This window comes from Brevibacterium sp. Mu109 (assembly GCF_900169375.1).
GTDB classification, from domain to species: Bacteria; Actinomycetota; Actinomycetes; order Actinomycetales; family Brevibacteriaceae; genus Brevibacterium; species Brevibacterium yomogidense_A.
In genome coordinates this window covers 19,113-45,943 of sequence record NZ_FXZF01000014.1, presented here as the reverse complement: position 1 = coordinate 45,943, position 26,831 = coordinate 19,113, and the positions used below count along the sequence as shown (strand labels likewise).

The 26,831-nt window shown below is 68.2% G+C and carries 26 protein-coding genes and 1 tRNA gene; 24 read left to right on the top strand and 3 right to left on the bottom strand.

The features are described 5' to 3' along the window. Positions 1-70 precede the first annotated feature (70 nt). From BSP109_RS09945 to BSP109_RS09885, 14 genes are all read left to right on the top strand, one after another. Positions 71-622 (top strand): NUDIX hydrolase, encoded by a 552-nt coding sequence (locus BSP109_RS09945; protein WP_087006255.1) that lies wholly within the window; start codon positions 71-73, stop codon positions 620-622. Between the two features lie 264 nt (positions 623-886). Then, positions 887-4,414: an Rne/Rng family ribonuclease gene (locus tag BSP109_RS09940; protein WP_257944643.1), complete on the top strand. Its 3,528-nt coding sequence runs from the start codon at positions 887-889 to the stop codon at positions 4,412-4,414. Positions 4,415-4,593: 179 nt separating this feature from the next. Then, the gene (locus BSP109_RS09935; protein WP_101600357.1) at positions 4,594-6,168 is read left to right on the top strand and encodes a sodium:alanine symporter family protein; all 1,575 of its coding nucleotides are present in this window, start codon (positions 4,594-4,596) and stop codon (positions 6,166-6,168) included. A 149-nt stretch (positions 6,169-6,317) separates the two neighbouring features. Continuing rightward, entirely contained in the window at positions 6,318-6,653 is a 336-nt protein-coding gene (locus BSP109_RS09930; RefSeq protein WP_101600355.1) for a chorismate mutase, read from the top strand. Between the two features lie 190 nt (positions 6,654-6,843). Next, positions 6,844-7,152: a 50S ribosomal protein L21 gene (gene rplU / locus BSP109_RS09925; protein ID WP_087006058.1), complete on the top strand. Its 309-nt coding sequence runs from the start codon at positions 6,844-6,846 to the stop codon at positions 7,150-7,152. 30 nt (positions 7,153-7,182) lie between these two features. Then, entirely contained in the window at positions 7,183-7,434 is a 252-nt protein-coding gene (rpmA, locus tag BSP109_RS09920; RefSeq protein ID WP_101589746.1) for a 50S ribosomal protein L27, read from the top strand. A gap of 164 nt (positions 7,435-7,598) precedes the next feature. Further along, positions 7,599-9,188 (top strand): GTPase ObgE, encoded by a 1,590-nt coding sequence (obgE, locus tag BSP109_RS09915; protein WP_087006064.1) that lies wholly within the window; start codon positions 7,599-7,601, stop codon positions 9,186-9,188. Further along, positions 9,185-10,339 carry a glutamate 5-kinase gene (gene proB / locus BSP109_RS09910; RefSeq protein WP_087006067.1) on the top strand — a complete coding sequence of 385 codons (1,155 nt, stop codon included), beginning with the start codon at positions 9,185-9,187 and terminating at the stop codon, positions 10,337-10,339. The genes obgE and proB overlap by 4 nt, the downstream gene beginning before the upstream one ends. Further along, on the top strand, positions 10,336-11,619 hold the full coding sequence (locus BSP109_RS09905) for a glutamate-5-semialdehyde dehydrogenase (protein ID WP_087006070.1): 1,284 nt from the start codon (positions 10,336-10,338) through the stop codon (positions 11,617-11,619). The genes proB and BSP109_RS09905 overlap by 4 nt, the downstream gene beginning before the upstream one ends. Positions 11,620-11,729: 110 nt before the next feature. Then, positions 11,730-11,885 carry a hypothetical protein gene (locus tag BSP109_RS17290; protein ID WP_179207088.1) on the top strand — a complete coding sequence of 52 codons (156 nt, stop codon included), beginning with the start codon at positions 11,730-11,732 and terminating at the stop codon, positions 11,883-11,885. A 30-nt stretch (positions 11,886-11,915) separates the two neighbouring features. Next, positions 11,916-12,536, top strand: coding sequence for a nicotinate-nucleotide adenylyltransferase (nadD, locus tag BSP109_RS09900; RefSeq protein ID WP_256970255.1), 621 nt, complete (start codon positions 11,916-11,918; stop codon positions 12,534-12,536). Next, the gene (locus tag BSP109_RS09895; protein WP_101600353.1) at positions 12,529-14,172 is read left to right on the top strand and encodes a hypothetical protein; all 1,644 of its coding nucleotides are present in this window, start codon (positions 12,529-12,531) and stop codon (positions 14,170-14,172) included. The genes nadD and BSP109_RS09895 overlap by 8 nt, the downstream gene beginning before the upstream one ends. A gap of 20 nt (positions 14,173-14,192) precedes the next feature. Continuing rightward, entirely contained in the window at positions 14,193-14,606 is a 414-nt protein-coding gene (gene rsfS / locus BSP109_RS09890; RefSeq protein ID WP_087006076.1) for a ribosome silencing factor, read from the top strand. A 2-nt stretch (positions 14,607-14,608) separates the two neighbouring features. After that, entirely contained in the window at positions 14,609-15,265 is a 657-nt protein-coding gene (locus tag BSP109_RS09885; protein ID WP_101600351.1) for a histidine phosphatase family protein, read from the top strand. 7 nt (positions 15,266-15,272) lie between these two features. Here the strand turns inward: BSP109_RS09885 and BSP109_RS09880 are convergent, their stop codons facing one another. Further along, positions 15,273-16,373, bottom strand: coding sequence for a glycosyltransferase family 1 protein (locus tag BSP109_RS09880; protein ID WP_101600349.1), 1,101 nt, complete (start codon positions 16,371-16,373; stop codon positions 15,273-15,275). Positions 16,374-16,525: 152 nt separating this feature from the next. On the opposite strand from BSP109_RS09880, the gene BSP109_RS09875 reads away from it, so the two are divergent. The 6 genes from BSP109_RS09875 to BSP109_RS09850 are packed head-to-tail and all read left to right on the top strand — an operon-like array spanning position 16,526 to position 22,522. Then, positions 16,526-19,573, top strand: a complete 3,048-nt coding sequence (locus BSP109_RS09875) for a DUF4040 family protein (RefSeq protein WP_179207089.1) — start codon at positions 16,526-16,528, stop codon at positions 19,571-19,573. Further along, on the top strand, positions 19,570-19,896 hold the full coding sequence (locus tag BSP109_RS09870) for a sodium:proton antiporter (protein WP_087006085.1): 327 nt from the start codon (positions 19,570-19,572) through the stop codon (positions 19,894-19,896). Before BSP109_RS09875 ends, BSP109_RS09870 begins: the two co-directional genes overlap by 4 nt. Continuing rightward, positions 19,896-21,458: a monovalent cation/H+ antiporter subunit D family protein gene (locus tag BSP109_RS09865; RefSeq protein WP_101600348.1), complete on the top strand. Its 1,563-nt coding sequence runs from the start codon at positions 19,896-19,898 to the stop codon at positions 21,456-21,458. The genes BSP109_RS09870 and BSP109_RS09865 overlap by 1 nt, the downstream gene beginning before the upstream one ends. After that, entirely contained in the window at positions 21,451-21,837 is a 387-nt protein-coding gene (locus BSP109_RS09860; protein ID WP_101600347.1) for a Na+/H+ antiporter subunit E, read from the top strand. Before BSP109_RS09865 ends, BSP109_RS09860 begins: the two co-directional genes overlap by 8 nt. Continuing rightward, positions 21,834-22,094 (top strand): monovalent cation/H+ antiporter complex subunit F, encoded by a 261-nt coding sequence (locus tag BSP109_RS09855; protein WP_101600345.1) that lies wholly within the window; start codon positions 21,834-21,836, stop codon positions 22,092-22,094. Before BSP109_RS09860 ends, BSP109_RS09855 begins: the two co-directional genes overlap by 4 nt. Then, on the top strand, positions 22,094-22,522 hold the full coding sequence (locus tag BSP109_RS09850; RefSeq protein WP_101600343.1) for a monovalent cation/H(+) antiporter subunit G: 429 nt from the start codon (positions 22,094-22,096) through the stop codon (positions 22,520-22,522). Before BSP109_RS09855 ends, BSP109_RS09850 begins: the two co-directional genes overlap by 1 nt. A 150-nt stretch (positions 22,523-22,672) precedes the next feature. Here the strand turns inward: BSP109_RS09850 and BSP109_RS09845 are convergent, their stop codons facing one another. After that, positions 22,673-23,686: an alpha/beta fold hydrolase gene (locus BSP109_RS09845; protein WP_101600340.1), complete on the bottom strand. Its 1,014-nt coding sequence runs from the start codon at positions 23,684-23,686 to the stop codon at positions 22,673-22,675. Between the two features lie 97 nt (positions 23,687-23,783). Here BSP109_RS09845 and BSP109_RS09840 point away from each other — a divergent pair. Next, positions 23,784-23,856 (top strand) — tRNA-Ala (locus BSP109_RS09840). A gap of 106 nt (positions 23,857-23,962) precedes the next feature. Here BSP109_RS09840 and BSP109_RS09835 read toward each other — a convergent pair. After that, the gene (locus BSP109_RS09835) at positions 23,963-24,397 is read right to left on the bottom strand and encodes a pyridoxamine 5'-phosphate oxidase family protein (RefSeq protein WP_180959687.1); all 435 of its coding nucleotides are present in this window, start codon (positions 24,395-24,397) and stop codon (positions 23,963-23,965) included. Positions 24,398-24,538: 141 nt separating this feature from the next. Between BSP109_RS09835 and BSP109_RS09830 the strand changes: the two genes are divergently transcribed. The 3 genes from BSP109_RS09830 (at position 24,539) to BSP109_RS09820 (ending at position 26,828) form a co-directional block, all read left to right on the top strand. After that, on the top strand, positions 24,539-25,075 hold the full coding sequence (locus BSP109_RS09830) for a TetR/AcrR family transcriptional regulator (protein ID WP_101600337.1): 537 nt from the start codon (positions 24,539-24,541) through the stop codon (positions 25,073-25,075). A gap of 72 nt (positions 25,076-25,147) precedes the next feature. Next, positions 25,148-26,038, top strand: coding sequence for a dihydrodipicolinate synthase family protein (locus BSP109_RS09825; RefSeq protein ID WP_101600416.1), 891 nt, complete (start codon positions 25,148-25,150; stop codon positions 26,036-26,038). A 16-nt stretch (positions 26,039-26,054) separates the two neighbouring features. Next, the gene (locus BSP109_RS09820; protein WP_101600414.1) at positions 26,055-26,828 is read left to right on the top strand and encodes a YggS family pyridoxal phosphate-dependent enzyme; all 774 of its coding nucleotides are present in this window, start codon (positions 26,055-26,057) and stop codon (positions 26,826-26,828) included. Positions 26,829-26,831: the final 3 nt, after the last annotated feature.

Genomic DNA, 26,831 nt, shown 5'->3' with positions numbered 1-26,831 from the left:
GCTGAGAGTCCCGATGGGCGGTGCGGCGCCGATCGGGGGCACTGAGTCGACCGAGCGGTACTGTGCTGGCATGGAGTTCCGGGACTACGACACGAGGCTCGCCGCCTACTGCGTCATCGTGAGCCGGCAGGACGGGCGCGAGTGCATCCTGCTGAGCATGCTCAGTGCGGACCGGACGCGGTGGGGGAGCATGTGGACCCTGCCGGGTGGAGGCGTCGAGTATGACGAGGGCTTCGAAGAGGCGGCAGTGCGTGAGGTGAAGGAGGAGACCGGCTTCGACGCGGAGATCGTGGGCATGCTCGGCGCGCGGACGTTCACGCCGCAGCGGCGAGGGGACGGCGAACCCGGCGGCAGGCCGTTCAAGAGCGCCGCCGTCATCTTCGAGGCGGTGGTGACGGGCGGGACGCTCGGCACGCTGGAGGTTGGCGGCAGCACGGAGTACGCGGCCTGGGTGCCGATCGACGACGTCGCACCCGGCCCGCAGGCCGCAGGGCGCCTTCCCGACCACACGTCCGCCGGGCCGGACCGCGCGCGTGACGGTGTGCGCGTGGTGTCGACGGTCGGATACGCACTGGATCTGTGGCGACGTCTTCAGAGAACGCGCAGTCTGCCTGTGACATAATGATCGGAGTGCAGGCCCGCACACACCCGGGCCAGGCCCGCTTCCACCGAGCCGAGCAGCGCATGACGGACACTTCGCCGTGCGGCACCCTCGCGCCGGTATGCCAAGCAGAAGCGGCACGTGTCAGGCCGCCGCGCGCATTCGCGCGAGCCGGATACGACGCACCGCAGGTTTCCATGCCCGCCGCTGATCGCCGGGCGCTGACGACCGACCGCGGTCGGGACGCAGGTGTGGCGCCCCGATCGTGGGCAGGAGATCCGACCCATGTCCAACACCCACGACGACGACCTGGACCCCACTGCGGGCATCCTGGCCGATCTCGCGTCGCTGCGCGCCTCGCGCGATGCAGCCGACGATTCCTCTGACGCCGACCCGGACACCCTGTCTGCACTCGATGAGATCGCGGCGGCCGCAGCCCGCCTCCGTGAGCACGAGGGCGACGACGCCGATGACCTCGGCCCCGACGACGATGAGGGCGCGGACGGCGGTCATGATGTCGCGGCCGCCACGACCGCAGAGCCGACGACGACCTCGGGCGGGGGGAGCCGATCGCGCACGGCGCGTTCGGAGCGCTCGGCCGAATCTCTGCGCGGCCTCGTCTTCGAGTCGTATGCATCCGATCGCGACTCCGACGAGGACGACGCCCACAGCGACAGCGGTTCCGGCACCCACCCCGGTGACGGTGCTCATGCGTCGGCCGGCTCACGTGCCGACGAGGAAGACGATGCGACCAGCGTGAGCTCGTCGCGCGCGGTGGATCCTCGCAATCCGTTCTCCCACTCGACCGATGCCACGACCGGCGCCTTCGCACCGGTCGCCGCGCCGGCCGGGGGCGGCCTGCTCTTCCAGCCGCCGCAGGAGGACTACGCGCAGCCGGCGGACCCCGACTGGTACGCGGACGATGACTCCGACGACGATTCGGACGACGACTACGACTCCGACGACCGCTACGACGATCAGGGGCAGACGGACGACGACGCGGACTCGTCGACCGACGACCGCGGCGGATCCGACCGCAGCGATTCCGACGACAGCGGGTCAGACGACAGCGGGTCTGACGACGGGTCAGGGGACGGCCGCGGCCGCTCCCGTCGCCGCCGCGGAGGCCGTGGCCGTCGCTCGCGCGGTCGTGACCGGTCCTCGGAGGACGGGTCCGACGATGATGCGAACGGCAGTGACCAGGCCGGCGGGCACGGCGACGACGACGAGTCGACCTCAGACGCGGACGGCGGCCGTCGCGGCAGCCGACGCGGACGCCGCCGCAGGTCATCCGGCAGCGATGACGCGCACGGCGATGGTGGTTCGGCCTCGGACGCGGACGGCGGGAGAGGCGCGGACGACGGCTCCTCCGACGACGAGTCCGCCTCCGACGGCTCCGGCAGCAGGGGGTCCAACAGGCGAGGCTCCGGCAGCCGGGGGTCCGATAGCGGGCGCTCCGACGGCGGGCGCTCCGACGGCGATCAGGCCGATGGCGATGCCTCCGGGCGCGGTTCGTCGGATGACGGCCACAGCGGATCCTCCGACGGCTCGGGTGACGGACAGGACGACTCCGACGACGACTCCGGTTCATCGCGCCGCCGCCGTCGCCGTCGTGGGCGCTCATCCCGTCGCGACAGCGGTGGGGGAGACACCGGTTCGACGGGCGACGATCAGGTCACCGCGATCAAGGGCTCGACGCGCCTCGAGGCGAAGCGCCAGCGTCGTCGCGAGGGCAGGGAGGCCGGCAGGCGACGCCCGCTGCTGACCGAGGCGGAGTTCCTCGCACGTCGCGAATCCGTCACCCGGACGATGCTCGTCCGCGAGCAGTCGGATCGCACACAGCTCGCAGTGCTCGAGGACGGCGTGACCGTCGAGCACTACCTCAGCGAGCACAAGGCGCAGGCGTCCCTCATCGGGAACGTCTACATGGGCCGTGTCCAGAACGTGCTGCCCAGCATGGAGGCCGCGTTCATCGACATCGGGAAGGGCCGCAACGCGGTCCTCTACGCCGGTGAGGTGAACTGGGACGCTCTGGGGATGAACGGCAAGCCGCAGCGCATCGAGCAGGCGCTCAGCTCCGGCGATTCGGTCCTCGTCCAGGTGACGAAGGATCCGGTCGGCCACAAGGGCGCGCGGCTGACGAGCCAGATCTCGCTGCCCGGCCGCTTCCTGGTCTACATCCCCGGCAACTCCATGACGGGCATCAGCCGGAAGCTCCCGGACAACGAGCGCGCACGCCTCAAGAAGCTGCTCAAGGAGATCCTGCCGGAGCAGGCCGGAGTCATCGTGCGCACCGCGTCGGAAGGCGCGTCGGACGACGAGTTGCGTCGCGACGTGGACCGCCTCACGAAGCGCTGGGAGTCGATCGAGAAGAAGTCGAAGGCACCCAAGGCGTCCGCACCCAAGCTGCTCTACAGCGAGCCCGACATGATCGTGCGGATCATCCGTGACGTCTTCAATGAGGACTTCGATTCGCTCGTCGTGGACGGCGAAGGCGCGTGGGACACGATCCACGAGTACGTCGAAGCGGTCGCACCCGACCTCCTGGAGCGCGTGAGCCGCTACGGAGCGGAGGGGACCGACACCGCAGAGTCCGGTGCGTCAGGCACCGACATCTTCGATCACTTCCGCGTGAACGAGCAGATCGAGAAGGCGTTGAGCCGGAAGGTGAACCTGCCGTCGGGCGGTTCGCTGGTGATCGACCGGACCGAGGCGATGACCGTGGTCGACGTCAACACCGGAAAGTTCACCGGCTCCGGGGGCAACCTCGAGGAGACGGTCACGAAGAACAACCTCGAGGCGGCCGACGAGGTCATCCGACAGCTGCGTCTGCGGGACATCGGCGGGATCATCGTCGTCGACTTCATCGACATGGTGCTCGAGTCGAACCGCGACCTCGTGACACGCAGGCTCGTCGAGTGCCTCGCGCGCGACAGGACCCGTCACCAGGTCGCAGAGGTCACGTCCCTGGGACTCGTACAGATGACGCGCAAGCGGATCGGCACCGGTCTCGCAGAATCGCTGTCCGAGGCCGGAGAGGATCTGTCGGGACGCGGACTCATGCTGCCGGGAACCGATGAGAAGGACTCGGGCGGATCACAGCGAGGCGGCCAGCGCGGCCGCGGGCAGCGGAAGGGCGGCGACGGCGGATCGTCGCGCGGCTCCGACTCTCACCGCGGGTCCGACTCGCGCCGCGCTGCGGACGGCGGACGCGGTTCGGACGGATCGTCGCGCGGGTCGAAGGCTCAGCATGCAGGGCAGGACGAGGAGCGGGACCTGGACGAGCTGAACAGCCAGTCGCGCTCTGCCGTCGCAGCCATCGCGAAGGCCACGCTTAAGAGGTCCGGCGACGAGTCCGACGAGGGAACGGATGCAGCGACTGCTTCGACCCCCGGCGCGTCGGCGAGCACAGCCTCGGCGAACACACCGGATGAGTCGAAGGCGGACGGACGCCGATCACGCCGCCGGGGTGGTCGTTCGCACTCGACGGGGAAGAACGCCGACCCCGCTGCTCAGGGCGCACCCGCTGCCGAGGCTGCACCCGCGGACACTCAGCCGATGGCACCGGCGCTGCCGGAGCCGACGGGGCCGATGCCGCTCATGATCGGCGCCGATTCCTCGACGACAGTGCAGACAAAGGTCGTGAAGAAGGCAGAACAGTCCGCAGCGGAGCCGTCGGGCGCTGAGCCGTCGAGCAAGGAATCTCCGAGCACGGAATCTCCGAGCCCCGAGCAGTTGACGGGGACCACTGCCACGACGGTGGAGCCTCCCGCTCCTGCCGGGCCCATCCTGATGCTGGGCATGGACGACTGATGCGCATTCGACGCTGATTCTCCGTCGGGTGAGGGCCCGGTCATCGCAGACGCGATGACCGGGCTCTTACCTATTCGTTGTTCTGTTCATGCCTGTACAGGTAACAATCAGGTAAACAGTGGCGAGCCGGTCGACTCTGAGTGTGGCGTGAGTCACGGGCACTTGTAGTCTCTGTGACCATGAACACACACTTACTGGCGCATGTGAGCGCGCAGCCTGCCGGACAGGAGCAGGTCGTCAAGATTGAGGAGGCCGTCAATGGGGTCCTCGAGCCTGCAGTCACGGTTTTCGGCAATATAGTCTTCTTCGCCGTGGGGCCCGTCCCCATCGTCGTGATCTGGCTGATCGTCGCCGCCCTCGTCTTCACCATCTACTTCGGCTTCATCCAGTTCCGCGGCTTCAAGGTCGCGCTGGAGGTGATCTCCGGCAAGTTCTCCAGTCCGAGTGATCCTGGAGAAGTCACACACTTCCAAGCGCTCACGTCTGCGGTGTCCGGCACCGTCGGACTTGGAAACATCGCCGGCGTGGGAGCTGCGCTGGCAATGGGCGGTCCGGGCGCCGCATTCTGGATGATCATCGCCGGTCTGCTCGGCATGTGCACGAAGTTCGTCGAGTGCACCCTGGGTGTGAAGTACCGCGAGATCGACGCCGACGGAGTCGTCAACGGCGGGCCCTTCAAGTATCTGCCGGTCGCCTTCTCGCGCTTCTCTCGTCCTGTGGCAAGCGCGCTGACCGGCTTCTTCGCCATCGCCATCCTGCTCTTCGGTGTGGCAGGCGGCGGCATGTTCCAGGCCAATCAGACATACGTGCAGCTCCGCGAGGTCTCCGGTGGCGAAGACAGCATCATCGCCGGACCGACGGGTGGCCTGGTCATCGGACTCCTCATCGCGTTCGTCGTCGGGCTCGTGATCCTCGGGGGGATCAAGTCGATCGGCAGCGTCACCAGCCGCCTCGTGCCGGCTATGGGCATCTTCTACGTGCTCTCCTGCCTGATCGTGATCTTCGGCAACCTGGATCAGGTCCTCCCCGCGCTCGGTGCGATCGTTGCGGGCGCCTTCTCCATGGACAGTGTGGCCGGCGGCATCTTCGGCACGATGGTCGTGGGCTTCCAGCGCGCCGCGTTCTCGAACGAGGCGGGCATCGGCTCCGCGCCGATCGCCCATGCCGCGGTGAAGACCCGTCGTCCGGTGTCGGAGGGCTTCGTCGCCCTCCTGGAGCCGTTCCTCGACACGATCGTCGTCTGCCTCATGACCGCACTGACGATTGTCATCGCCGCAGGTTCTGCGTACGACGGTGCGATGGCCGAGTTCGCTGAGACCGGGCTCTCCCCGGACGGCGTCTCGCTCGTCTCCGCCGGGTTCGCGACGATCTCCCCGTGGTGGCCGGTGTTCCTCGCCTTCGCGGTGATGCTGTTCGCGATCTCGACTCTCATCACATGGGCGTACTACGGTCAGAAGGCCTGGCACTACCTCTTCGGTCGCCGCAAGTCGAGTGACATCCTGTTCCGCTGCATCCTGCTGGCGTTCATCATCATCGGCTGCATCGCGTCCTTCGGTCAGATCGTCAACTTCGCCGATGCCGCACTGTTCTGCTGTGCCTTCGTCAACATCCTCGGCCTCTACATGCTCATGCCGGTCGTCAAGCGTGAGATGAAGGAGTACCTGGCCGACCGGAAGTCGGGCAAGCTCTACGAGCTGGGTGCTGAGGACGACGCGCACCTCGCGCAGATCAAGGAGGAGCAGGGCAACGCCTGAGCGTCCCATCGATCAGCGTCCTCGGACGCGCTGCGCGCCCCGGCACACGCCGGGGCGCGCAGCGCTGTATCGTGGACCTCCGAGGGTCATCTGAGCGCCGGTCAGCGGCGTCGTCGGCGACCCGTGACACCGTGGACACAGGAGGCGGAATGGCCGATATCCCCCAAGAGCTCGCCTCACTGCGCGGCAGCATCGACAATCTCGATGCGGTACTCATCCACGTTCTGGCAGAGCGGTTCAAGCTCACGGAGCGTGTCGGGCGGCTCAAGGCCGAGCACGAGCTCCCCGCGGCGGATCCGGCTCGCGAGGCTCGCCAGGTGGATCGGCTGCGGGCGCTCGCAGAGGAGGCGAACCTCGATCCGGAGTTCGCGGAGACGTTCCTCGCCTTCACCGTCGCAGAGGTCATCCGTCACCACGAGCGGATCGCCGACGAGGCCCGCGGGGAGAGCGACGGAGACTCCGCAGAGGGCGGCCGCTCGCGTTGACCGAGACTCCGCGGGTGCGCTAGGATTGACCGTCGGTGCTCTGAGCACCGAGAGCAGATCCCCCCTCGTAATGGGACGTTCGGATTCAGCCGGTCCCCACCGGCTGCGGACGCCAAGGAGGGGTCGCTCCGCACATGGAGAAGCCGCGCGGCGTACGGTCGCGCGCAGGAGTGAAGCGAGAGGTACGCACATGGTCTACGCCATCGTCCGCGTCGGCGGCCATCAGGAGAAGGTCAGCGTCGGCGACGTCATCACCGTCAATCGGATCAAGGCGGAGGCCGGCGATTCCGTCGAGCTCCCCGCAGTCCTCCACGTGGATGGCGATACCGTCACCACGGCTGCAGATGCGCTGTCGAAGATCTCGGTCTCCGCAGAGGTTCAGAATGAACTCCGCGGACCCAAGATCGTCATCCAGAAGTACAAGAACAAGACGGGTTACAAGAAGCGTCAGGGCCACCGCCAGGACCTCACCCGACTCAAGATCACCGGCATCGCCTGAGCGACAGCGACATCTGAAGGAGAATTACCCATGGCAACAAAGAAGGGCGCAAGCTCCACGAAGAACGGCCGCGACTCGAACGCCCAGCGCCTCGGCGTGAAGCGCTTCGGGGGCCAGGTCGTCAGCGCAGGTGAGATCCTCGTCCGCCAGCGCGGCACTGCCTTCCATCCCGGCGCCAACGTGGGCCGGGGCAAGGACGACACGCTGTTCGCTCTGTCGGCCGGCACCGTCGAGTTCGGCGCGAAGGGCGGCCGCAAGGTCGTCAACATCCTCGCGGGCTGACACCAGCACCACTGCGAACCGCAGTATGAGCGGGGCGAGTCGATCACGACTCGCCCCGCTCCTGCGTTCCACGACCGCACGGTGCGTGCGGTCGACCACCACCGTAGGATCGTGGGTGCGCCCCACCTCCGTCATCCTGCCCCTTCCATCCCTGTGAGGCACCCATGGCCACTGAGTTCATCGACCGCGTCACCCTGCACATCGCAGGCGGGGACGGCGGAAACGGCTGCGTCTCGATCAGACGTGAGAAGTTCAAGCCCCTGGGCGGCCCGGATGGCGCCAACGGCGGTGACGGGGGAACCGTGGTGCTCGAGGTCGATGCGCAGACCACGACGCTGCTTCCGTACCACCGCTCCCCGCACCGCCGCGCAGCGCACGGCGGGATCGGCAAGGGCGACCTGCGCCACGGCGCCGACGGCGGCGAGCTGGTCCTCCCCGTCCCGGAGGGCACCGTCGTGAAGACGAAGTCCGGAGAGGTGCTGGCCGACCTGGTGGGCCACGGAACGCGCTTCATCGCCGCAGCGGGCGGACGAGGCGGCCTGGGCAATGCCGCTCTCGCGTCGACGAAGCGCAAGGCTCCCGGCTTCGCCCTGCTCGGGATCCCGGGGGAGGAGCGCTCCCTCGTGCTCGAGATCAAGTCGGTGGCGGACATCGCCCTCGTGGGCTTCCCCTCCGCGGGGAAGTCCAGCCTCATCGCTGCGATGTCGGCGGCACGGCCCAAGATCGCGGAGTATCCGTTCACGACGCTGGTGCCGAACCTCGGGGTCGTCGAGGCCGGGGGGACCCGCTTCACCGTCGCGGATGTCCCCGGCCTCATCCCCGGCGCCGCAGAGGGCAGGGGACTCGGACTCGAGTTCCTGCGCCACGTCGAGCGCTGTGCCGGCCTGGTCCACGTGATCGACCTCGCCACCTGGGAGACGGACAGGGACCCTGTGAACGATCTGCGGGCGATCGAGGCGGAGCTGGCGGACTACGCAGTCGACATCGCCCACGGCGGCGACCTGCTGCCACTCGATGAACGGCCCACCCTCGTCGCCCTCAACAAGATGGACGTGACCGATGGTCGCGAGATGGCCGATATGGTGCGTCCGGAGCTGGAGGCCGCGGGCTACCGGGTCTTCGAGATCTCCGCCGTGTCGCACGAGGGCCTGCGCGAGCTGTCGTTCGCCATGGCCGGTCTCGTGGAGGCCGAGCGCGCCCGTCGCGAAGCGGAGCCCGATGTGCCGGAACGCGTCGTCCTGCGTCCCCGGGCCGTCGACGACAAGGGCTTCCGCGTCGTCGTCGAGCACGCCGACGACGAGCCCGTCTACCGCATCCTGGGCGACAAGCCCGAGCGCTGGATCCTGCAGACGGACTTCTCCAACGACGAGGCCGTCGGCTACCTGAGCGATCGACTCGACCGTCTGGGCATCGAGGCGGAGCTGTTCCGCGCCGGTGCAGTGCCCGGTGCGACGGTCGTCGTGGGCGCGGGCGATGGCGTCATCTTCGACTGGGACCCCACGATGGTCGGCGGTGCCGAGCTGCTCGGAGGCCGTGGACACGACGCCCGCTTCGAAGATCGCACACGTGCCACGCGCCGTGAGCGGAAGGAAGCATTCCACGATCGCATGGATGCGAAGGCCGCGACCCGTGCGGAGTTCGAGGCTGAGCGCGTCGCGGAGAACGCGGCCAAGGAGCGCGAGGCTCGTGCCGAGCGCACCGCTCGCCCTGCACCCGAGAGCGTTGACGACGGCGGCGAGGACGGGCGGTCGTGATCACTGAGGCCCTGACCAGGGCCCAGGTGGGCGATGCCAAGAGGATCGTCGTGAAGATCGGCTCCTCGTCGCTCACGACGATGGCGGACGGACTCGACCACGATCGGCTGCGCCGGGTCGCGGACGTGCTGGGCGCGGAGCGCGCGGCCGGCAGGGAAGTCGTCCTCGTATCGTCCGGCGCGGTCGCCGCGGGACTGGACCCGATGGGCATCTCCCGACGTCCCAAGGACCAGGCGACCAAGCAGGCCGCCGCAGGTGTGGGCCAGAGCCTCCTGATGGCGGCCTACACCCAGGCGCTGGCCGCGCATCGTCTGGTTCCCGCACAGGTGCTGCTCACCGCCGACGATCTCATCCACCGCGCGAAGTACCGCAACGCCCAGCGGGCTGTCGAACGCATGCTGGCGCTGGGGATCTTCCCCATCGTGAATGAGAATGACGCGGTGGTCTCGCACGGAGTCCGGTTCGGCGACAATGACCGCCTGTCGGCGCTGGTCGCCCACCTCATCCACGCGGAGGCGCTCGTCCTCCTGTCCGATGTCGACGCCCTGTGCACTGCACCGCCGGGGACGCCGGGCAGCGAGCGCGTGCCGTTCATCTCGGGTCCCGGGCATCTGGACGAGCTGAGCATCGGCGGCACGGGTGCTGCCGGGACCGGCACCGGCGGGATGGTGACGAAGGTCCAGGCCGCGACGATGGCGGCCGATTCCGGGATCGCCACGATCCTCACGTCTGCGGACCGCGTGGCCGAGGCCGTGGCCGGGGACGACGTCGGAACCGCCTTCGGTGTGACGCACCGCCGGAGATCCACCCGGCTCCTGTGGCTGGCGCACCTCGCGCAGAAGCACGGGACGGTGCACGTGGACGAGGGTGCGGCGCGCGCAGTGTCCGAACGGGGCAGATCGCTGCTCGCCGTCGGCGTGACCGGCGCGGACGGCGGATTCGACGCAGGAGACCCCGTGGACGTCCGCGGTCCAAACGGCGCACTCGTCGCTCGCGGCATCGCCAACTTCGCCGAGGACGAGCTGCCGGCCATGATCGGCAAATCGTCGGAGGAGTTGGGCAACACTCTCGGGGCGGACTACCGTAGAGAGGTCATCCACCGGAACGACATGGTCCTCACGGACGCGGTTTTCGAGCAAGGGGAGCAATGACGACTGACATCAGCCCACGCGTGGTCCGCGGGGTCACACGTGTCGTGGCGGCGGCGAAGGAGGCGTCCAGCGGGGTTGCCCAGGCATCGACGCGCCTCAAGGACGACGCGCTCGAAGCCATCGCGCAGAGACTGGAAGCGAATGTCGACGACATCCTGGCGGCGAACGCGGAGGACATCGAGACCGCGCGCATGCGCGGAGTCGACGAGCCCCTCGTCGATCGCCTGACCCTGACGGAAGCACGGATCCTCGACATCGCCGGCGCTGTCCGCGAAGTCATCGGCCTGCCCGACCCCGTGGGAACGGTGGAGCACGGCAGGACGATGCCCAATGGGATGCGCGTCTCGCAGGAGCGCGTGCCCGTCGGAGTCGTCGGTGCGATCTACGAAGCACGCCCGAACGTCACAGTCGACATCGCAGCGCTCGCGCTCAAATCGGGGAACGCCGTGGTCCTGCGCGGCGGATCCGCGGCCCGCTCGTCCAACACACTGCTCATAGAGCTCCTCCGCACGGCCGTGGAGTCCGTCGGACTGCCGTCCGCGACCGTGACCGGGATCGATGAGTTCGGTCGCGATGGCACGACCGTTCTCATGCAGGCGCGCGACTACGTCGACCTGCTGATCCCTCGCGGGGGAGCGGACCTGATCTCCAAGGTGGTCCACGAATCGCTGGTGCCCGTCATCGAGACGGGGGTCGGCAACGTGCACATGTTCATCGACTCCTCCGCCCCGGTCCGGATGGCCACGGATCTGGTCCTCAACTCGAAGACGCATCGTCCCAGCGTCTGCAACGCGCTGGAGAACCTGCTGGTCCACGAGAAGGCGGCCAAGCGAGTGCTGCCGAAGATCCTCACGGCGCTGAATGAGGCGGGCGTCGTCGTGCGCGCGGACAAGGCGGTCGACGAATTCGCGCCGAGCGGCATGAAGATCCGGCGCGTGACGCGGCGCGACTGGGCCAAGGAGTACCTCGGCCTCGAACTGGCCGTGAAGCTGGTGGCGAACGTCGATGAGGCGATCGAGCACATCCACGCCTACACCTCCGGCCACACCGAGGTCATCGTGACGAACGACCTGTCGAATGCCGACACCTTCGTCCAGGCCGTCGACGCCGCGGCTGTAGGAGTGAACGTCTCGACCCGCTTCACCGACGGCGGACAGCTGGGCTTGGGCGCGGAGGTCGGGATCTCGACTCAGAAGCTCCACGCACGGGGGCCGATGGGCCTGGATGCGCTCACGACCACGAAATGGATCATGCGGGGCAACGGTCAGATCCGCGCGTGACCGCTCGCAGCGGGAACGCGGTCGGCGGGCCGCTTCTGCAATCGCCGATCCGACATGAGAGACTTGTCCCGAACTATCGACCACTCCCACGAAATCGAAGGACGTAAACCATGGCGACTTCCATCCTCGCTTCCGTCGCGGCGACTCCGCACGTCGTGTACGACCTGCCGATCCCCCCGATCGGCTTCGGTCTCATCACCTTCTCGATCCTCATGTTCCTGGGCGTCGTCACGCTGTCGTGGAAGGGCATCTCACACCGTCACTGATCCGTTCGTCGACCGAAGACCCCTCCGCGAGTGAATCCCGTTCACGCAGACGCACCGCCCCGCCGCATCGGCGTCATGGGCGGTACTTTCGATCCCATCCACAATGGCCACCTCGTCGCTGCGAGCGAAGCGGCGGCGACGTTCGAGTTGGACGAAGTGGTCTTCGTGCCGACCGGCAGGCCGTGGCAGAAGGAAGAGCGGCGGGTGTCCGCTGCGGAGGACCGCTACCTCATGACGGTCATCGCGACGGCTTCGAATCCTCGGTTCACGGTGTCACGGGCTGACATCGACCGACCGGGACACACCTACACGATCGACACGCTGAGGGATCTTCGCGAGGTGTACGGTGAAGACGCGGACATGTTCTTCATCACGGGCGCGGATGCGCTCGCGCAGATCCTGTCGTGGAAGGATTCGGACGAGCTCTTCGCCCTCGCACATTTCGTGGGCGTATCGCGGCCGGGGCACGCGCTGACCGGCGATGGACTGCCGACCGGCAGGCTCAGTCTGCTGCAGATCCCCGCACTCGCGATCTCGTCGACCGAATGCCGACAGCGCGCGAAGGAGGATCTGCCCGTCTGGTACCTGGTACCGGACGGCGTCGTCCAGTACATCGCTAAGCACAATCTGTACAGGAGTGACATTGGCTGAGAAGTTCATGACGCGACGGGAGCGCCGCGAAGCTGAGCGCCGCGCGGCAGACGCTGCGTACGACGCTCAGCAGTCGCCTGACGCAGTCGAAGCGGACGCTCCTGCGGCGGCCGGTGAGCCGGAGGTGCCCGAGGCTGTCCGTCCGGAACCTGCGCTGGAGCCGGAGTCCGTGCCCGAACCGGAACCTGCACCCGAACCGGAGATCGCGCCCGAACCGGAGTTCGTGCACGCGACCCAGCCGGAGTCCGCACAGGCGAAGGCAACCGGATCCGCCGACGCGGATGCTTCGGTGCCGCCGGCTCCTCTGACCCCACCTCGCGGGCAGTCGTCGTCGAAGTCGACCACTCCTGAGGCGTCTGCTCCTGAGGCGTCTGCTCCTGAGGCGCCCGCCGACGTCCCCGCGGCGCCCACGCACGCGCCAGCGGCACCCGCAGACGATTCCACATCCGCTGCCGAGGCCTCCTCACCCTCTGCCGACGTCCCGGCCACGTCCGCATCGACCCCCGAGGTGCCCCGGTTCGCATCCCGCGGTGAGCGCAAGCGGTTCCTGCGCGAGCACGATCTGCCATCGGACATCTCGACGGCGGCCATCCCGCGCGTGCTGGCCGAGCGCGAAACCGAAGGCTCAGACGCACAGGACCCGACATCAGACGCACAGGCACCGACAGGGGGCACGGCTCCGGGTGACTCGGAGACGCGCGTCTCCGGCGATGCTCCACCGACCGCAGTCGTCGCGGGCACGCCCGATGATGTCTCCGCCACCACGGCCGCCGTCTCCCAGGACGACGCCACCGGTTCAGGCGACACTACGGCTGTGGACGGCGCCGCCTGGGACGGCGAGACCACCACGGACGCCGAGATCACCCGGGAAGACGAGGCCACCGCGGAGGACGCGTCCGCTTCGGCGGACGCGGCTGGTCCGGGGATCGCATCCGGCCCGGAAGGCGTCGGCGTCGCGGCATCCACCGATACTGCGGCTCCCACTGACGCCGCTTCACCCACTGACACGGCAGCACCCACTGACGCCGCCGCACCCACCGATGCTGCAGGGCCAGTCGACGCGGATGCTGCGAGGACACCTGCGCCTGATTTCGACCTCGCACGCCACCGCGTCGATGCGAGCCCGACCGGTCCGGATTTCGAGACGAGCTCGACTGCCGTCATCGCACCGTCCGCCATCGGTGACTTCGACGCCCCGCTGCAGCGCCGCACCCCTGTGGTGAAGCCCCCGACCGGTTCGAACATCCGCGTCGTGACCGGTGCGCTCCCGATCATCAAGCCGGAGGACCTCGACGACAACCCGCCGACGACCCCGCTGTCGACGATCGATGAGGCATCGCTCGGCACCGGGACGTTCAGCACCGCCTCCCGCACGTCCGCCGGTCAGACCATGGTGTCGACCGCCGACCGCGGTGACGCCTGGCGGAGCGTCGGGGCTGCCAGCGCCGACGAGGAAGAGGATTCCGACGAACTCGAAGAGCCGCCGGCCAAGCCCATGAGCGCTCGGTCCGTGACGAACGAGGACGGCGAGATCCTGGTCGCCGAACGCAACTCGATGGTCCCCTACATCGTCTTGGGCGCTGCCGGCTTCGTCGCACTCGCCCTGGTCGTCATCGCCCTGTTCCTGCTCCTCTGACCGCACACCGGAAGGACCCCGTGTCAGCCACACCTGAAGCAGTCTCCCTCGCCCGCACCGCCGCAGCAGGCGCCGCCGAAAGGCTGGGATCGGACATCGTCGCGCTGGATGTCAGCGCGCAGCTGGTCATCACGGACGTGTTCGTCGTCGTGTCGGCCTCCTCCGAGCGCCAGGTGGCCGGCATCGTGGACCGGATCGAAGAGCTCCTGCTCGAGCGTCACGAGGCGAAGCCGGTGCGCAGAGAAGGCAAGAGCGGCGGCCGGTGGGTACTCCTGGACTTCGCCGACATCGTGGTGCACGTCTTCCACCAGGAGGACCGGGAGTTCTACGCGCTGGAGCGCCTGTGGAAGGACTGCCCCGTGGTGGACGTGGCAGACGCGGTCGCATCGGCCGAGGCCGTCTCGCCTGCAGACGTCGGTTCCGGGGAGGAATGACGATGGTCCGCTCGCTCACGCTCCTGCGCCACGGACGCACTGCGTACAACGCCGAAGGCCGTTTCCAGGGTCAGGTGGACGTCCCGCTCGACGATCTGGGCGAGGCACAGGCCCGAGCGGTCGCTGTGCATCTGGCCGGATCGTCGACGGTGTCCCGGATCGTGGCATCGGACCTGCGCCGCGCTGCGCAGACCGCTCAGGCACTGTCCGACGAAGCGGGTGTCGCGGTCGAGTTCGACAGTGCGCTGCGGGAGATCTCCGTCGGTGAGTGGGAGGGCCACACCCGTGACGAGATCGCGAAGATGTGGCCGGACGAGCTTGACGCATGGCTGGCCGGTGTCGACATGCGCCCGCCCGGGGGAGAGAGCCGGGATGAGTCGGCGACGCGCGTCTGCAGTGCGATCACGCGACTGGCAGACGAATCCGGTGCGGACAGCGACCTGGTCGTCGTCGCGCACGGCGCTGTCATCCGCGGAGCGACGGAGATGCTGCTCGGGATGGAGCACGGCGAAGGTCGTCTGGGCGTGCTCACGAACTGCACGTACGCGCGGCTGAGCCCGGGCCGCGACGGCTGGGTGCTGCGCGCGTGGGGCGGCGGAGCCGAATCAGTCGCGCTCGCACGACCCGGTGAGGACGCCGAGGTCGTCGCCGCGCGCTGAGCAGTCATCACACCAGGCTGCGTGCCAACTCCAGCAGGGTGCGAGCCGACGCATCCCATGAGTGCGCGGCCGCCCGCTGCGGCGCTGCTGCCGACGCCCGAGACCACTGAACCGGGTCCTCCAGCCTGCGGACAGCGCGGGCGAAGTCCTCGGGGTTGTCGGGATCGGCGAACAGGGCGGGGGAGTCCACGCCCTCAAGGGCGCCTGCGACCTCGCGGAAGATCGGCATGTCCGTCACGACGACGGGGACCCCGCGCGACAGGGCCTCGACGACGGGTAGGCCGTACCCCTCGGCACGCGACGCCGTGACGAGTGCCGTCGCACGGTCCAGCAGTGCGGCGTAGTCCTCATCGCTGATCCCCCGGTGGAAGAACGCCCGCGCACCATCCGGGATGAGTGCACGCAGAGCGACCTCTCGCTGCGGAGAGATCCCCGACGCCAGATGCAGGGTGTATCCGGGCAGCCACCTGAGTGACCGGACCAGGGCCTCGGCGTTTTTGTAGGGGAGGAAGGCGCCCATGTAGACCAGCGTGCGCGCGTCGTGTCCACTCGCGCGCTCGGGCAGAGGTTCGACCGGGTCCGCCGCGTTCGGGATCACCGTCAGGGGCCGCCGCGTGAGCGAGTGCTCCACCATGAGGTCGCGCGTGGTCTGTGACACCGTCGCCACGGCATCGGCACGGTTGAGCAGCAGTCGCTGCGGCTGATAGGACGTGTGGAAGGCGCGCCACAGTCCCCGGATCGGCAGCGGGAGATCCCGCGGCGGAGTGGGGTGGTCGTAGTAGATGAGATCGTGCAGCGTGAGGATGAGCTGGTAGTCCCTGCCCCACGACCCCATTGTCTGCATCGGTGAGAAGACGACGTCGGGTGTGAGACGGTTCACCTGGCGGGCCAGGAACGGCTCGGCCGGGGACGTGGGCGAGGAGATCCGGTGGGTGAGCACCGGAGGCAGCATGTCCACCTGTCGGGGGTCGCTCACGAGAGCCTCGACGGTCACGGACGGATCGTTCGCGGTGATCCGCGTGAGAGCTGTGAGGATGCCTGCTCCGTAGCGGGAGATGCCGTCGTGCCGCGGCCAGCGGGTGTACCTCGCGTCGAACAGGAATCGCATGTTCTCCAGCGTATCCGCCCGGCAGATCGAGTGCGTCAGCCATTTTGCACGTCTTTCACACGACTCTGTAGGGTGAAGAAACTGAAATTTCTACCTCCGGGCGACTCTGTCACTTCCGCGGGGACCTGACAGTGAACCGGAGGTGGGCGAGGATGTCGATCGTGTGGACACTGGGCGTGCTCGCGGTGATCGTGTTGCTGACGCCGGCCATCACCGCGCGCCTCGGCAGGCATGCGGGCTGGGTGCTCGCGGCGGGATACCTCGCTGCGACTGCGGCCTTCCTGCCGGCGGTGCGGGCGGCTCTCGACGGGGCACCGCTCGAATGGACGCGCCCGTGGATCCCGGGCCTGGGAGTCGAGCTGGCCTTCCGCGCAGACGGGATCGGCGTCGTCTTCACACTCATCGCCCTGCTCGTGGGCGCGGCTGTGCTCGCCTACTCCACCGGCTATCTGGGCCGCGGCCGGCAGCTGAGCTTCTACTGGCTCATGTGCACCTTCACGCTCGCGATGACCGGGCTGGTCCTCACCGATGATCTGCTTGTCCTCTTCCTCTGCTGGGAAGTGACCAGCCTCGCCTCGTTCCTGCTCATCGCGCGGTCCGGCACCACGGCCGAGCACCCCTCGATGCGGACCCTGCTCATCACCTTCCTCGGCGGGCTGACACTTCTCGCGGCGATCGCCGGGATCATCGTGGTCACCGGCACGACGCGGATCAGCGAAGCTCTCACCTCGTCGGCCTGGGACGGTGCTGATCCCGCGCTCGTCTCGACGATCGCCGTGCTCGTCGCGGTGGCGGCGATGACGAAGTCCGCGCAGTTCCCGTTCCACTCCTGGCTGCCCGACGCGATGGCGGCCGCGACTCCCGTGAGCGCCTACCTGCACGCTGCGGCGGTCGTGAAGGCAGGCGTCTTCCTGCTCATCCGCTTCAGCCCGGCCTTCCACGACGTTCCGGCCTGGAACGTACTCCTGATCGTCGCGGGACTCCTCACGACCGCGCTCGGCGGCTGGTTCGCACTGAACCAGTCCGACATCAAGAAGCTCATGGCCTATTCCACGGTCAGCCAGCTGGGACTCATCACGGCCGCGATCGGCGTGGGGACGGAAGCCGCGCTGGTGGCTGCGGTGCTCCACGTGATCGCACACGCGCTCTTCAAATCCGGCCTGTTCATGATGGTGGGCGTCGTCGACCATGTGGCCCACACCCGTGAGGTCGGGAAGATCCCGCGGCTCATCGGACGTGCCCCCGCCTCGTTCGCGGTGGTCGTGCTGGGCTGCGCCTCCATGGCAGGGATCCCGCCGCTGCTGGGCTTCGTGTCGAAGGAGTCCGTGTTCACGGGTCTGCTCGACGCACCCGGCGGTGCCTGGGCGGGCTGGGCGGCCCTCCTCGCCGGCGCCGCCGCCTCGGTCCTCACGTTCGCATACTGCGCCAAGCTCGTCTTCGGGTCGTTCGTCGACGGACCCCGGGTCCAGGACGATGAAGTCGGTGCGCAGTCGCCGGTCATGCTCGTGTTCGCGGCGCTGCCGATCCTCGCGTCCGTCCCGCTGGCCTTCATGCTCCCGCAGCTCGAGCGCCTGGTGGTCCCCGCGGTGACAGCGGCACTGCCGGGCACGTCGCCGGAACCGCACCTCGCACTGTGGCATGGGCTCACCCCCGAACTCTTCGCGACGATGGCGATCGTCGCGATCGGCGTCGTCATCATCCTCGCGCGCCGCAGGGTGTGGCGGTTCTTCGATCGTGCGGTTCTCCCATTCGACGGAGCGGACGTCATCAACGCGGTCGAATCGGCGTTCATCCGCCCCGCACACGCCCTCACCCGCTTCACGGAGCCGGTGCGCGCCGCACGGCACGTGGTGCCGGGCCTGGGCCTGCTCTCCGTCGTCATCCTGGCGGGAGTCGCGGCGATCATGCAGGGACCGGGCCTGTCCGCCCCGCAGGAGGGCCTCAACCGCCCCATCGATGCGATCCTCCTCGCACTCATCACGATCGCAGTCGTGGTCGCGTGCCTGGCGCGGTCGAGGATGACCGCCATCGTGGCACTGTCCGCGGTCGGCATCCTCGCGACCGTCCAGATCATGTCGCTCGGTGCTCCGGACGTCACCCTCACCCAGCTGCTCGTCGAAGCCATGACGATCATCATCATGATGCTCGTGCTGCAGAAGCTCCCCCGCACGTTCTGGAAGTATCCCCGCAGGTTCCAGCTCAAGCGCGGGGCGTTCGCCCTGGTCGTCGGTGTCGCCATGGGCATCGCGACGTGGGCGCTGCTGGGTCGCCGCGAACGCTCCGACCTCGCGATGTACTACCTCGAGCAGGCTCCCGAGATCTCCGGCGGCGACAACATCGTCAATACGATCCTCGTCGAGTTCCGTGCGCTGGACACGCTGGGCGAGCTCACTGTGCTCGGCATGGCGGGGATCGCGATCGTGGCGGTCATGTCGTCTGTGCGCGATCGGTACATCGACCCTCCCGCCGCGGACGTTCCCGAAGTGCCGCGCACCCCGTACGTGAGGCTCGGACACGCCGCGTCTCAGCGTGCGGTGTTCGTCGCGTGGCCGAACGTCATCCCGGTCCAGCTCACGGTGCGTCGTCTGATCCCGATCCTCGTCATCACGTCGGCGATCGTGTTCTGGCGCGGGCACAACGAGCCGGGCGGAGGCTTCATCGCCGCCCTCATCGGGTCGGCAGTCATCGGGCTGCTCTACATGTCGACGACCACGGATCGAGCGATCGGTCCACCGCAGGCGCCGGTCGGTCTGATCGGCGGCGGTGTGCTCATCGCGGTCATCACCGGTGGGGTGGGCCTCATCTTCGCCGGGTCGTTCCTCGAGCCGCTGCACGGCTACTTCCTGGGCGAGCACTTCACGACGTCGATGCTGTTCGACGTGGGCGTCTACTTCGCGGTGCTCGGTCTCATCCTCATCAGCTTCAACCTGTTGGGAACCTCGGACTCCGCGTTCACCCCCGCGGGCGACGACGTCCTGGTCGAGGGGACCATGATCCGAGACGTCGACGATGATGCGACAGAGAGCACGCGTGAGCGCGTCGACGAGATGGTGTACGGCGAGATGTCGGGCCCCATGGACTCGGTGCGCGGCGAGCGCCCCTCCTGGTGGAGCCGGAGCCCGGCCCAGCGCAGGCGGAGCGTGGGAGCGCACACGGTGTCTATGTCCCGCGGTCGTGAGTCGGAGGAGAGCGGATCATGATCCTCGCAGTGACAGTGGCGGTCCTGGTGACCGGCGGTGTGTACCTCACGCTCCAGCGCTCGATGGTCCGCGCGGTCTTCGGGATGACGATGATCTCGCACGCAGCGAACTTCATGCTGCTGGCCTCCGGTGTGTCCGCGTGGCGCGGGGAGCCGATCAACGGCCGCACTGACGTCGCGGTCGCCGCTGACCCGCTCCCGCAGGCGTTCGTCCTCACCGCCATCGTCATCACGCTGGCGATCACCATCTTCATGTTGTCGACCGCTGTGTTCGGCCACGACGACGACCAATACCGTCTGCCGGAGACGGGGGAGGAGCGCTGATGGAGAATCCTCCCGTCGCAGCACCGGTCGATCCCGCACTGCTGCTCCTGCTCGTCGCCGTGCCGCTTGCCGCCGCTGCGCTGAGCACCCTCGTCAAATCGCGGACATTCGACCGCACACTCCTCATCGGAGTGCCCGTCTTCGTGGGCGCTGCGGCGGTCGTGCTGCTGGTGATCCACGCGGATCACGCGGTGCTCGCCCACTCCGTGGGCGGGTACCTCAACGGGCTCGCGATCCCGTTCGTGTCGGACAGCTTCGCCGCGCTGCTCCTGCTCGTGACGAGCGTCGCGTCCGTGCTGTGCGGCTGGTTCCTCATCTCCACGGGCGAAGATCAGTACCGCTTCGTGCCCGCGCTCATCCTCATGATGCTGACGGGTGCGTATGGAACGATCCTCACGGGTGACCTCTTCAACATGTTCGTGTTCGTCGAGGTGATGGTGCTGCCGTCCTACGCGCTCATCGCCGTGACGGGGACCTGGCGCCGGCTGGGCGTCGCGCGGATGTTCGTCATCGTGAACCTGCTGACCTCGACGCTGCTCCTGGTGGGAGTGGGCTTCGTCTACGGGACGACGGGCACGGTCAACATCGGGACCCTCGCGGCGATGGACGAGATCGACGCACCGGGCCAGCTGGCTCTGGGCCTCGTGGTCGTGGCGTTCCTCATCAAGGCCGGCGCAGTGCCCGCGCACACGTGGCTGGTGCGGTCGTACCCCAACACCTCCGCCGGGATGATGGCTCTGTTCTCCGCCCTGCACAGCAAGGTCGCGCTCTACGCCATCTTCCGGATCTACGGCACCGTCTTCGGCGAACCGCCCGCATGGACGTGGGCGCTGGCGGTCGTCGCGGTCGCATCGATCCTCGTGGGCTCGCTGTCCGGCATGGCGGAGAATCGCGTGCGCAACACGCTTGCCGTGCAGATGACATCCGGCGTGGGGCACATCCTCGTGGGAGTGGTCCTGCTCACGTCAGCCGCACTCCAGGCGGGAATCTTCTACACCGTCCACCACATCCTCACGATGGCGGGACTGCTCCTGATCTTCGGAGCTGTGGAGCAGACCTACGGCACCGGCCTCTATCGGAAGCTGACGGGACTCGCGAGGCGAGAGAAGGCGACTGCCGTCCTCGTCGTGCTGGGGCTCTTCTCGCTCGTGGGGCTGCCTCCGACATCGGGACTGTGGGGCAAGGTGGGACTGGTCGTGGCCGCTGCCGTCCCGACGGACGGCGAATCCACATCCGTCATGGGCTGGGTGCTCATCGCGGCGATCATCGTCGGTTCGGTCCTGAGTCTCTTCGCACTCATCCGGCTGTGGCGCGGCGTCTTCTGGGGCGAGGACCCCGACACCTACTATCCGGACGGACGCCTCACCGGACGATCACGGGCGACGACTCTGACTGCCGATGTGCGGATACCCACCCGGCTCCTGATCCCGGGCGCGGTCCTCATCGGACTGTCTGTGATGCTTTTCGTCGCGCCGCAGCCACTCATCGACGTGACGCAGAGATCTGCGGACGGACTGCTCTCCAACGGCGACTACATCAGGGCGGTGCTCGGCCATGGTTAATCCGCTCAGGCTCATCGGATACTTCCTCTGGGTCGGCAAGGAGATCGTGACCGGCACGGTCGACATCATCGTCGCTCTGCTCACTCCGCGCGGGTACAGCAGCCCGATGATCGTCCAGCTCCCGCTGCGCTGCACGACGGATCTGGAGATCACGATGTTCGCGTCATCCATCACGATCACTCCCGGCACACTCGTCGCCGCGATCGCGGCGAGTGATGGAGCCGACGATCCGCCCACGTTGTTCGTGCACGTGCTCTTCTCCGAATCCGAGGAGGAGGCGATGGATGGTCTCTACGACATGGAGACGCGATTGCTGGCGGCGATGCGCGGAAAGCCACCGCGCCCGGCGGTCGAGGTCTTCGGGAGGGGTGCATCATGACTCTCGTATTCTGGATCGCGATCACGATCTTCGCCGTCGCGATCGCTGTCGGACTCGTGCGCGTGGCGTCCGCGAAGGATCTGGGCTCGCGTGCGATCATCGGCGACCTCGTGTACTTCGCCGCGATCGGGATCCTCACGCTGATCGCGATGCTCACGAACGTCTCGATCATGCTCGATGTGATCTTCCTGTCGTCGCTGCTGGGCATCCTCGCGACGATCGCACTGTCCCGCATCCTCACGAGGGGGCACCGCTGATGACCACCGTCGTCGATGTCTTCATCGCGTTCTGCGTCCTGAGCGGTTCCCTGCTGGTGCTCGTGAGCGCACTCGCGATGTTCCGCGCGAAGGACGCGCTGTCCCGCATCAACGTGTTCTCACCGGCGACCGGGCTGGGCATGCCGCTGGTCGTCGTGGGCTGCTATGTGTACACGCTGCAGCAGGAGGGTTTCTCCCTCTACCACCTGTTCATCGCGATCGTCGGGTTCTCGTCGCTCATCATCGTCAGCTCGATCGCTTCGAACACGCTGTCGCGGGCGACCCTGCTGTCCGGCTCTCCCGTGCACAGGTACACGCGTCCCAACCGCCTGGCCTACGCCCGGGAGGACGGCGCCTGCGCAGAGGGCTCTGCTGCGGGGGACGAACTGGACGGGGCGCAGGGGGACGACGACCCGGCGGCGAACTGATCGCCTGGCCTCGATCGAGCGCCCGGACTTGATCGAGCCCGGACTCGCATGAGCGCTCGGGCCCGAACGAGCGGGTCAAGCCCGAACGAGCGGGTCAAGCCCGAACGAGCGGGTCAAGCCCGTCGAAGGATTCGGCGGGCCTCGGCGACGTCAGCTCTGGTCGATCGTGCGTGCGAACGTCTCGATCGCGTCGGCCACCGCGGCAGGACGCTCGTAGTGGAGCAGATGCCCCACTCCCGTCAGTGTCTCCGCATCGACTCGAACGTGCTGGTCGCGCAGATGAGCCACGAATCCGTGCGCTGCCTCGATCGGCGCGATGAGATCGTCGTCCCCGGCGACCACCAGCATCGGGCGGGCCGCGCGCGCCAGCTCAGCTGCGACCTCGGCGACGGTGTGCTCGATGGAGACCCGGTACGCGTCGGCCAGTGACCGCCGGTCGGCGTAGTCGGAGAAGTGGCGGGCGTGCTGGTCGTGGATGAAGCGCCTCGTCATCCGGTTCGACGTTGTGGCCATCACCTCGCTCATGCCGCGGACGATGAGAGGGTGCGCCAGCAGCGCGGAGCCCAGCCGCTCCGGGAGTGCGGCGCCTGCGGCGTAGTAGAGCCGGGTGAGCTGCGTGAGCACTCGCGCGGAGCCCTCGAGGGCCGGCTGGACGATAGGGGAGAGCAGTCCCAGACCGGAGCTGATGTCCGGGCGCTGCGCATAGGCATGTGCGGCGAGCGCCGACCCGAAGCTGTGGCCGATCAGGATCGGTCGTCGTCCGGAGGCTGCTTCGCACGCGCCGCAGAGAGCCCGGATGTGGGCGGTGAAGGCTGCGAGGTCGAGCCCGCGCTCAGGCGGGGGAGCGCTGCCGAATCCGGGGAGGTCGGGCACCCAGACATCGCGGTCGCGCAGCTCGTGGGCGATGAGTGCGAGGCCGTGGTGGTCCCCGCGGAATCCGTGGATGAGGACGATCGGCCTGCGGCGCGTCGACGACGGCTCTGCCGGGCTCCTCGCCGGATACAGCCATACTGCGGGTGGGGCGGCTGCCGTGGGTGCGGCTGCCGTGGGTGCTGCGGCCCGCACGGCAGCGGCCTGCGCCGACGAGTCCGGTGATGGATCAGCTGAGAGCGGCCAGGGGAAGTCGGTACCGGCGACGAGCCTCTGAGAAGGCGGGAACTGCATGGTGAGAGTCTACGGTCACCACCCCGCCGCTCGTTTTGCATTCGCATGGGAGTCGACCTAATATGTATCGAGTCGCCCGCACGCGGGAGGCACCTACGGGGGTATGGCGCAGTTGGTAGCGCGTCTCCATGGCATGGAGAAGGTCAGGGGTTCGAATCCCCTTACCTCCACGTAGAGCAGCAATCAGGAGAAGCCCCGTCGCATGACGGGGCTTCTTCGCATTCAGCATTCGGCCGTCAACCCGGGACCTCGGCCCTCGGCCCGGGACCCCAGCCCTCAACCCGGGACCTCCGCCTCCCCGTGGTCCGGGGCCGGGCCGAAGAGGAAGCGTCGGCCGGAGATCCTGTGGAGGTCGACGGCGATCACGGTCGGCTTCCACGCGGCGATCCACGGGACCAGCCCGGCTGCCTCGACCTTCGCGAGCTCATCGGCGGCCTCGACCACTCGGGTCCTGCCGCGCGCGATGACGCTGGAGGCCCCGGACTCCGTGATCTCGTCGACTTCGAAGGCGGCGACCCGCGTGACCGTCGCGGCGAAGAGCTTGTCGCCCGGTGCCGTGCGGATGTAGAGCGTTCCGAGATCTGCGGCGGTGGTGTCGAGGACGTAGTTGACGGGGAAGATGTACGGTTCGCCCGCGATGACGGTGACGAGGCGGCCCAGGCGGGGTGCGTCCAGGAACTCGAGGGACTCCGCCTCCGTCAGACTCTGCATTGCCTCGTGGTCCTGCATCGTTCTCACCCACTTCTTCGTGTGTCGGATGACCTCATGATAGGTGGTCCAACGCGGAACGGTCGTATGCTCGAGCGTGAATAAACTTTCATTCGTGTGCGGGGCCGACGTAGCATCACAGGTATGGGGCGTCGTGAGCAGATCGTCGAATCCATCCTGCTGGTCGTTGCCGAAAGCGGGCTCAAGGGCCTGACGCATCGCGCAGTCGACAAGCACGCGGGGCTCGCGGAAGGCAGCACGGCCAACCTCTTCCCGCGGCGGGACGATCTCATCCGCGCGATCATGCGGCGCCTCGAGGCGCGCGACGTCGCGTCGTTCGCCGATGCGGACGCGTCGCTCGTGTCCACACCGGCTGACCTCGCGTCACTGCTGGCGCATGGCCTGGAGCGGATGCTCGATCCTGACGGAGCGGCCCTGACCCGGGTGCGCTTCACGATGATGCTCGCCTACCCGCAGGAGACGGCGGCGTTCCATGCCCGGCTCCTGCACGTCCTCGAGAAGGTCATGATGCGCGCGGGGCTGGACCATGATGTCGAGGAGCGGGCCCGCGCTCTCGCCGCCAGCTTCGACGGATTCCTCGTCCATGCGCTCACCGTCGATCCGCGCCCCGTGGATACGAAGGCGGCTGCCAGATCCTTCCGCACCCTGCTGAGCGACTGAGTGGAGAACCACGTGAACGACGACCTCTCCGGTCCCCGTGCTGCGACCGCACCTGCCCGTCCGGACCCGTTCGTGTCGGGAGTGAGCGCCTTCTCGCTCACGCCTATCCGAGACGGCACGGTCGACGAGGCGGCTGTCGTGCGCATCATCGAGCGGCTCGCGGGTGCGGGGGTCGATTCGATCGGCGCTCTCGGATCGACGGGCTCGTACGCCTACCTCACTCGTGAGGAGCGTGCGCGCATCGCACGGCTGACGACTGAGCACGCAGGGGAGACTCCGGTGATCGTGGGCATCGGGGCTCTGCGCACCGAACACGTCCTCGCGCTGGCAGAGGACGCCCAGGCCGCCGGTGCCGCCGGGGTGCTCCTGGCCCCCATGACCTACCAGGCACTCACACCGGACGAGGTGTACGGACTCTACGAGGACGTCACCGCCGAACTCTCCGTCCCGCTGGTCGTCTACGACAACCCCGGAACCACGCACGTGACGTTCACGGACGATCTCTATGCGGCGATCGCGTCTCTGCCCCACGTCGCCTCGTTCAAGATCCCGGGTGTGCCGGCGGACCCCGCCGAGGCCCGGGCCCGGATCGCGCACCTGAGGAGCATCCTGCCCGCCGCCGTGGGCCTGGGCGTATCCGGCGACGCGTTCGGCGCCGCAGGACTGCTGGCGGGCTGCGATGCCTGGTACTCGGTCATCGCCGGCACTCTGCCCGACGAGTCGGTCGCCATCGCAGCCGCAGCGCTCGCGGGAGATGCCCAGGAGGCTCAGCGCAGGAGCGACCAGCTCCAACCCCTGTGGGATCTCTTCGCGGCCCACGGCAGCCTGCGGGTGGCGGCATCGATCGCAGAGCATCGGGGTCTCGCGTCGCGCCCGAGCCTGCCCCGTCCCGTGCGCGGACTCACCGACGCCCAGCACGCGGAGGTGGCGGCCGCCCTCGACGAGTTGGGAACTGCAGCATGAGGGAGAGGTGTGCATCATGACGGAGACAGGAGCTCAGCATTCCGCGTACCCGACGGCGGAGACCGTTGAGGACTTCGCGGCCAACCTCGCAGACGTGCGGGCCCGGATCGACGCGGCAGCGACACGCAGCGGGCGCGACGGACGTGCTGTGAGGCTCCTGCCGGTGAGCAAGACGGTGCCGCAGGAGCGCATCAGGCTGGCGGTCGCGGCAGGCTGCACGCAGCTGGGGGAGAACAAGGTCCAGGAAGCGGTCCGGAAGCACGGGGAGATGTCCGACCTGGACGTCGACTGGGCGGTCATAGGGCATCTCCAGCGGAACAAGGCACGCGATGTCGCCGCGTTCGCCGCAGAGTTCCACGCCCTCGACTCGCTGCGCGTCGCGGAGGCCCTGGACCGCAGACTGCAGGCGGCCGGTCGGGGGATCGACGTGTACATCCAGGTCAACACGTCCGCGGAACAGCAGAAGTACGGCCTCGAGCCCGAAGCCGTGCAGGGTGTGCTCGAGGCGCTGCCGCAGTTCAGCGCCCTGCGTGTGCGCGGCCTCATGACGCTTGCGGTCTTCACGACGGACTCGGCCAGGGTGCGGGAGTGCTTCCGCGTGCTGCGGACCGTGCGTGATCGGGCGCGCGAAGCGGATCCCGAACTCATCGGACCGGGAGAGCTGTCCATGGGCATGTCCGGGGACTACGAGGCGGCAGTCGAGGAGGGTGCCGACGTGGTGCGGGTCGGGCAGGCGATCTTCGGCGCCCGCACGACCCCGGACTCGGACTACTGGCCCGGGCTGACCTGAGGA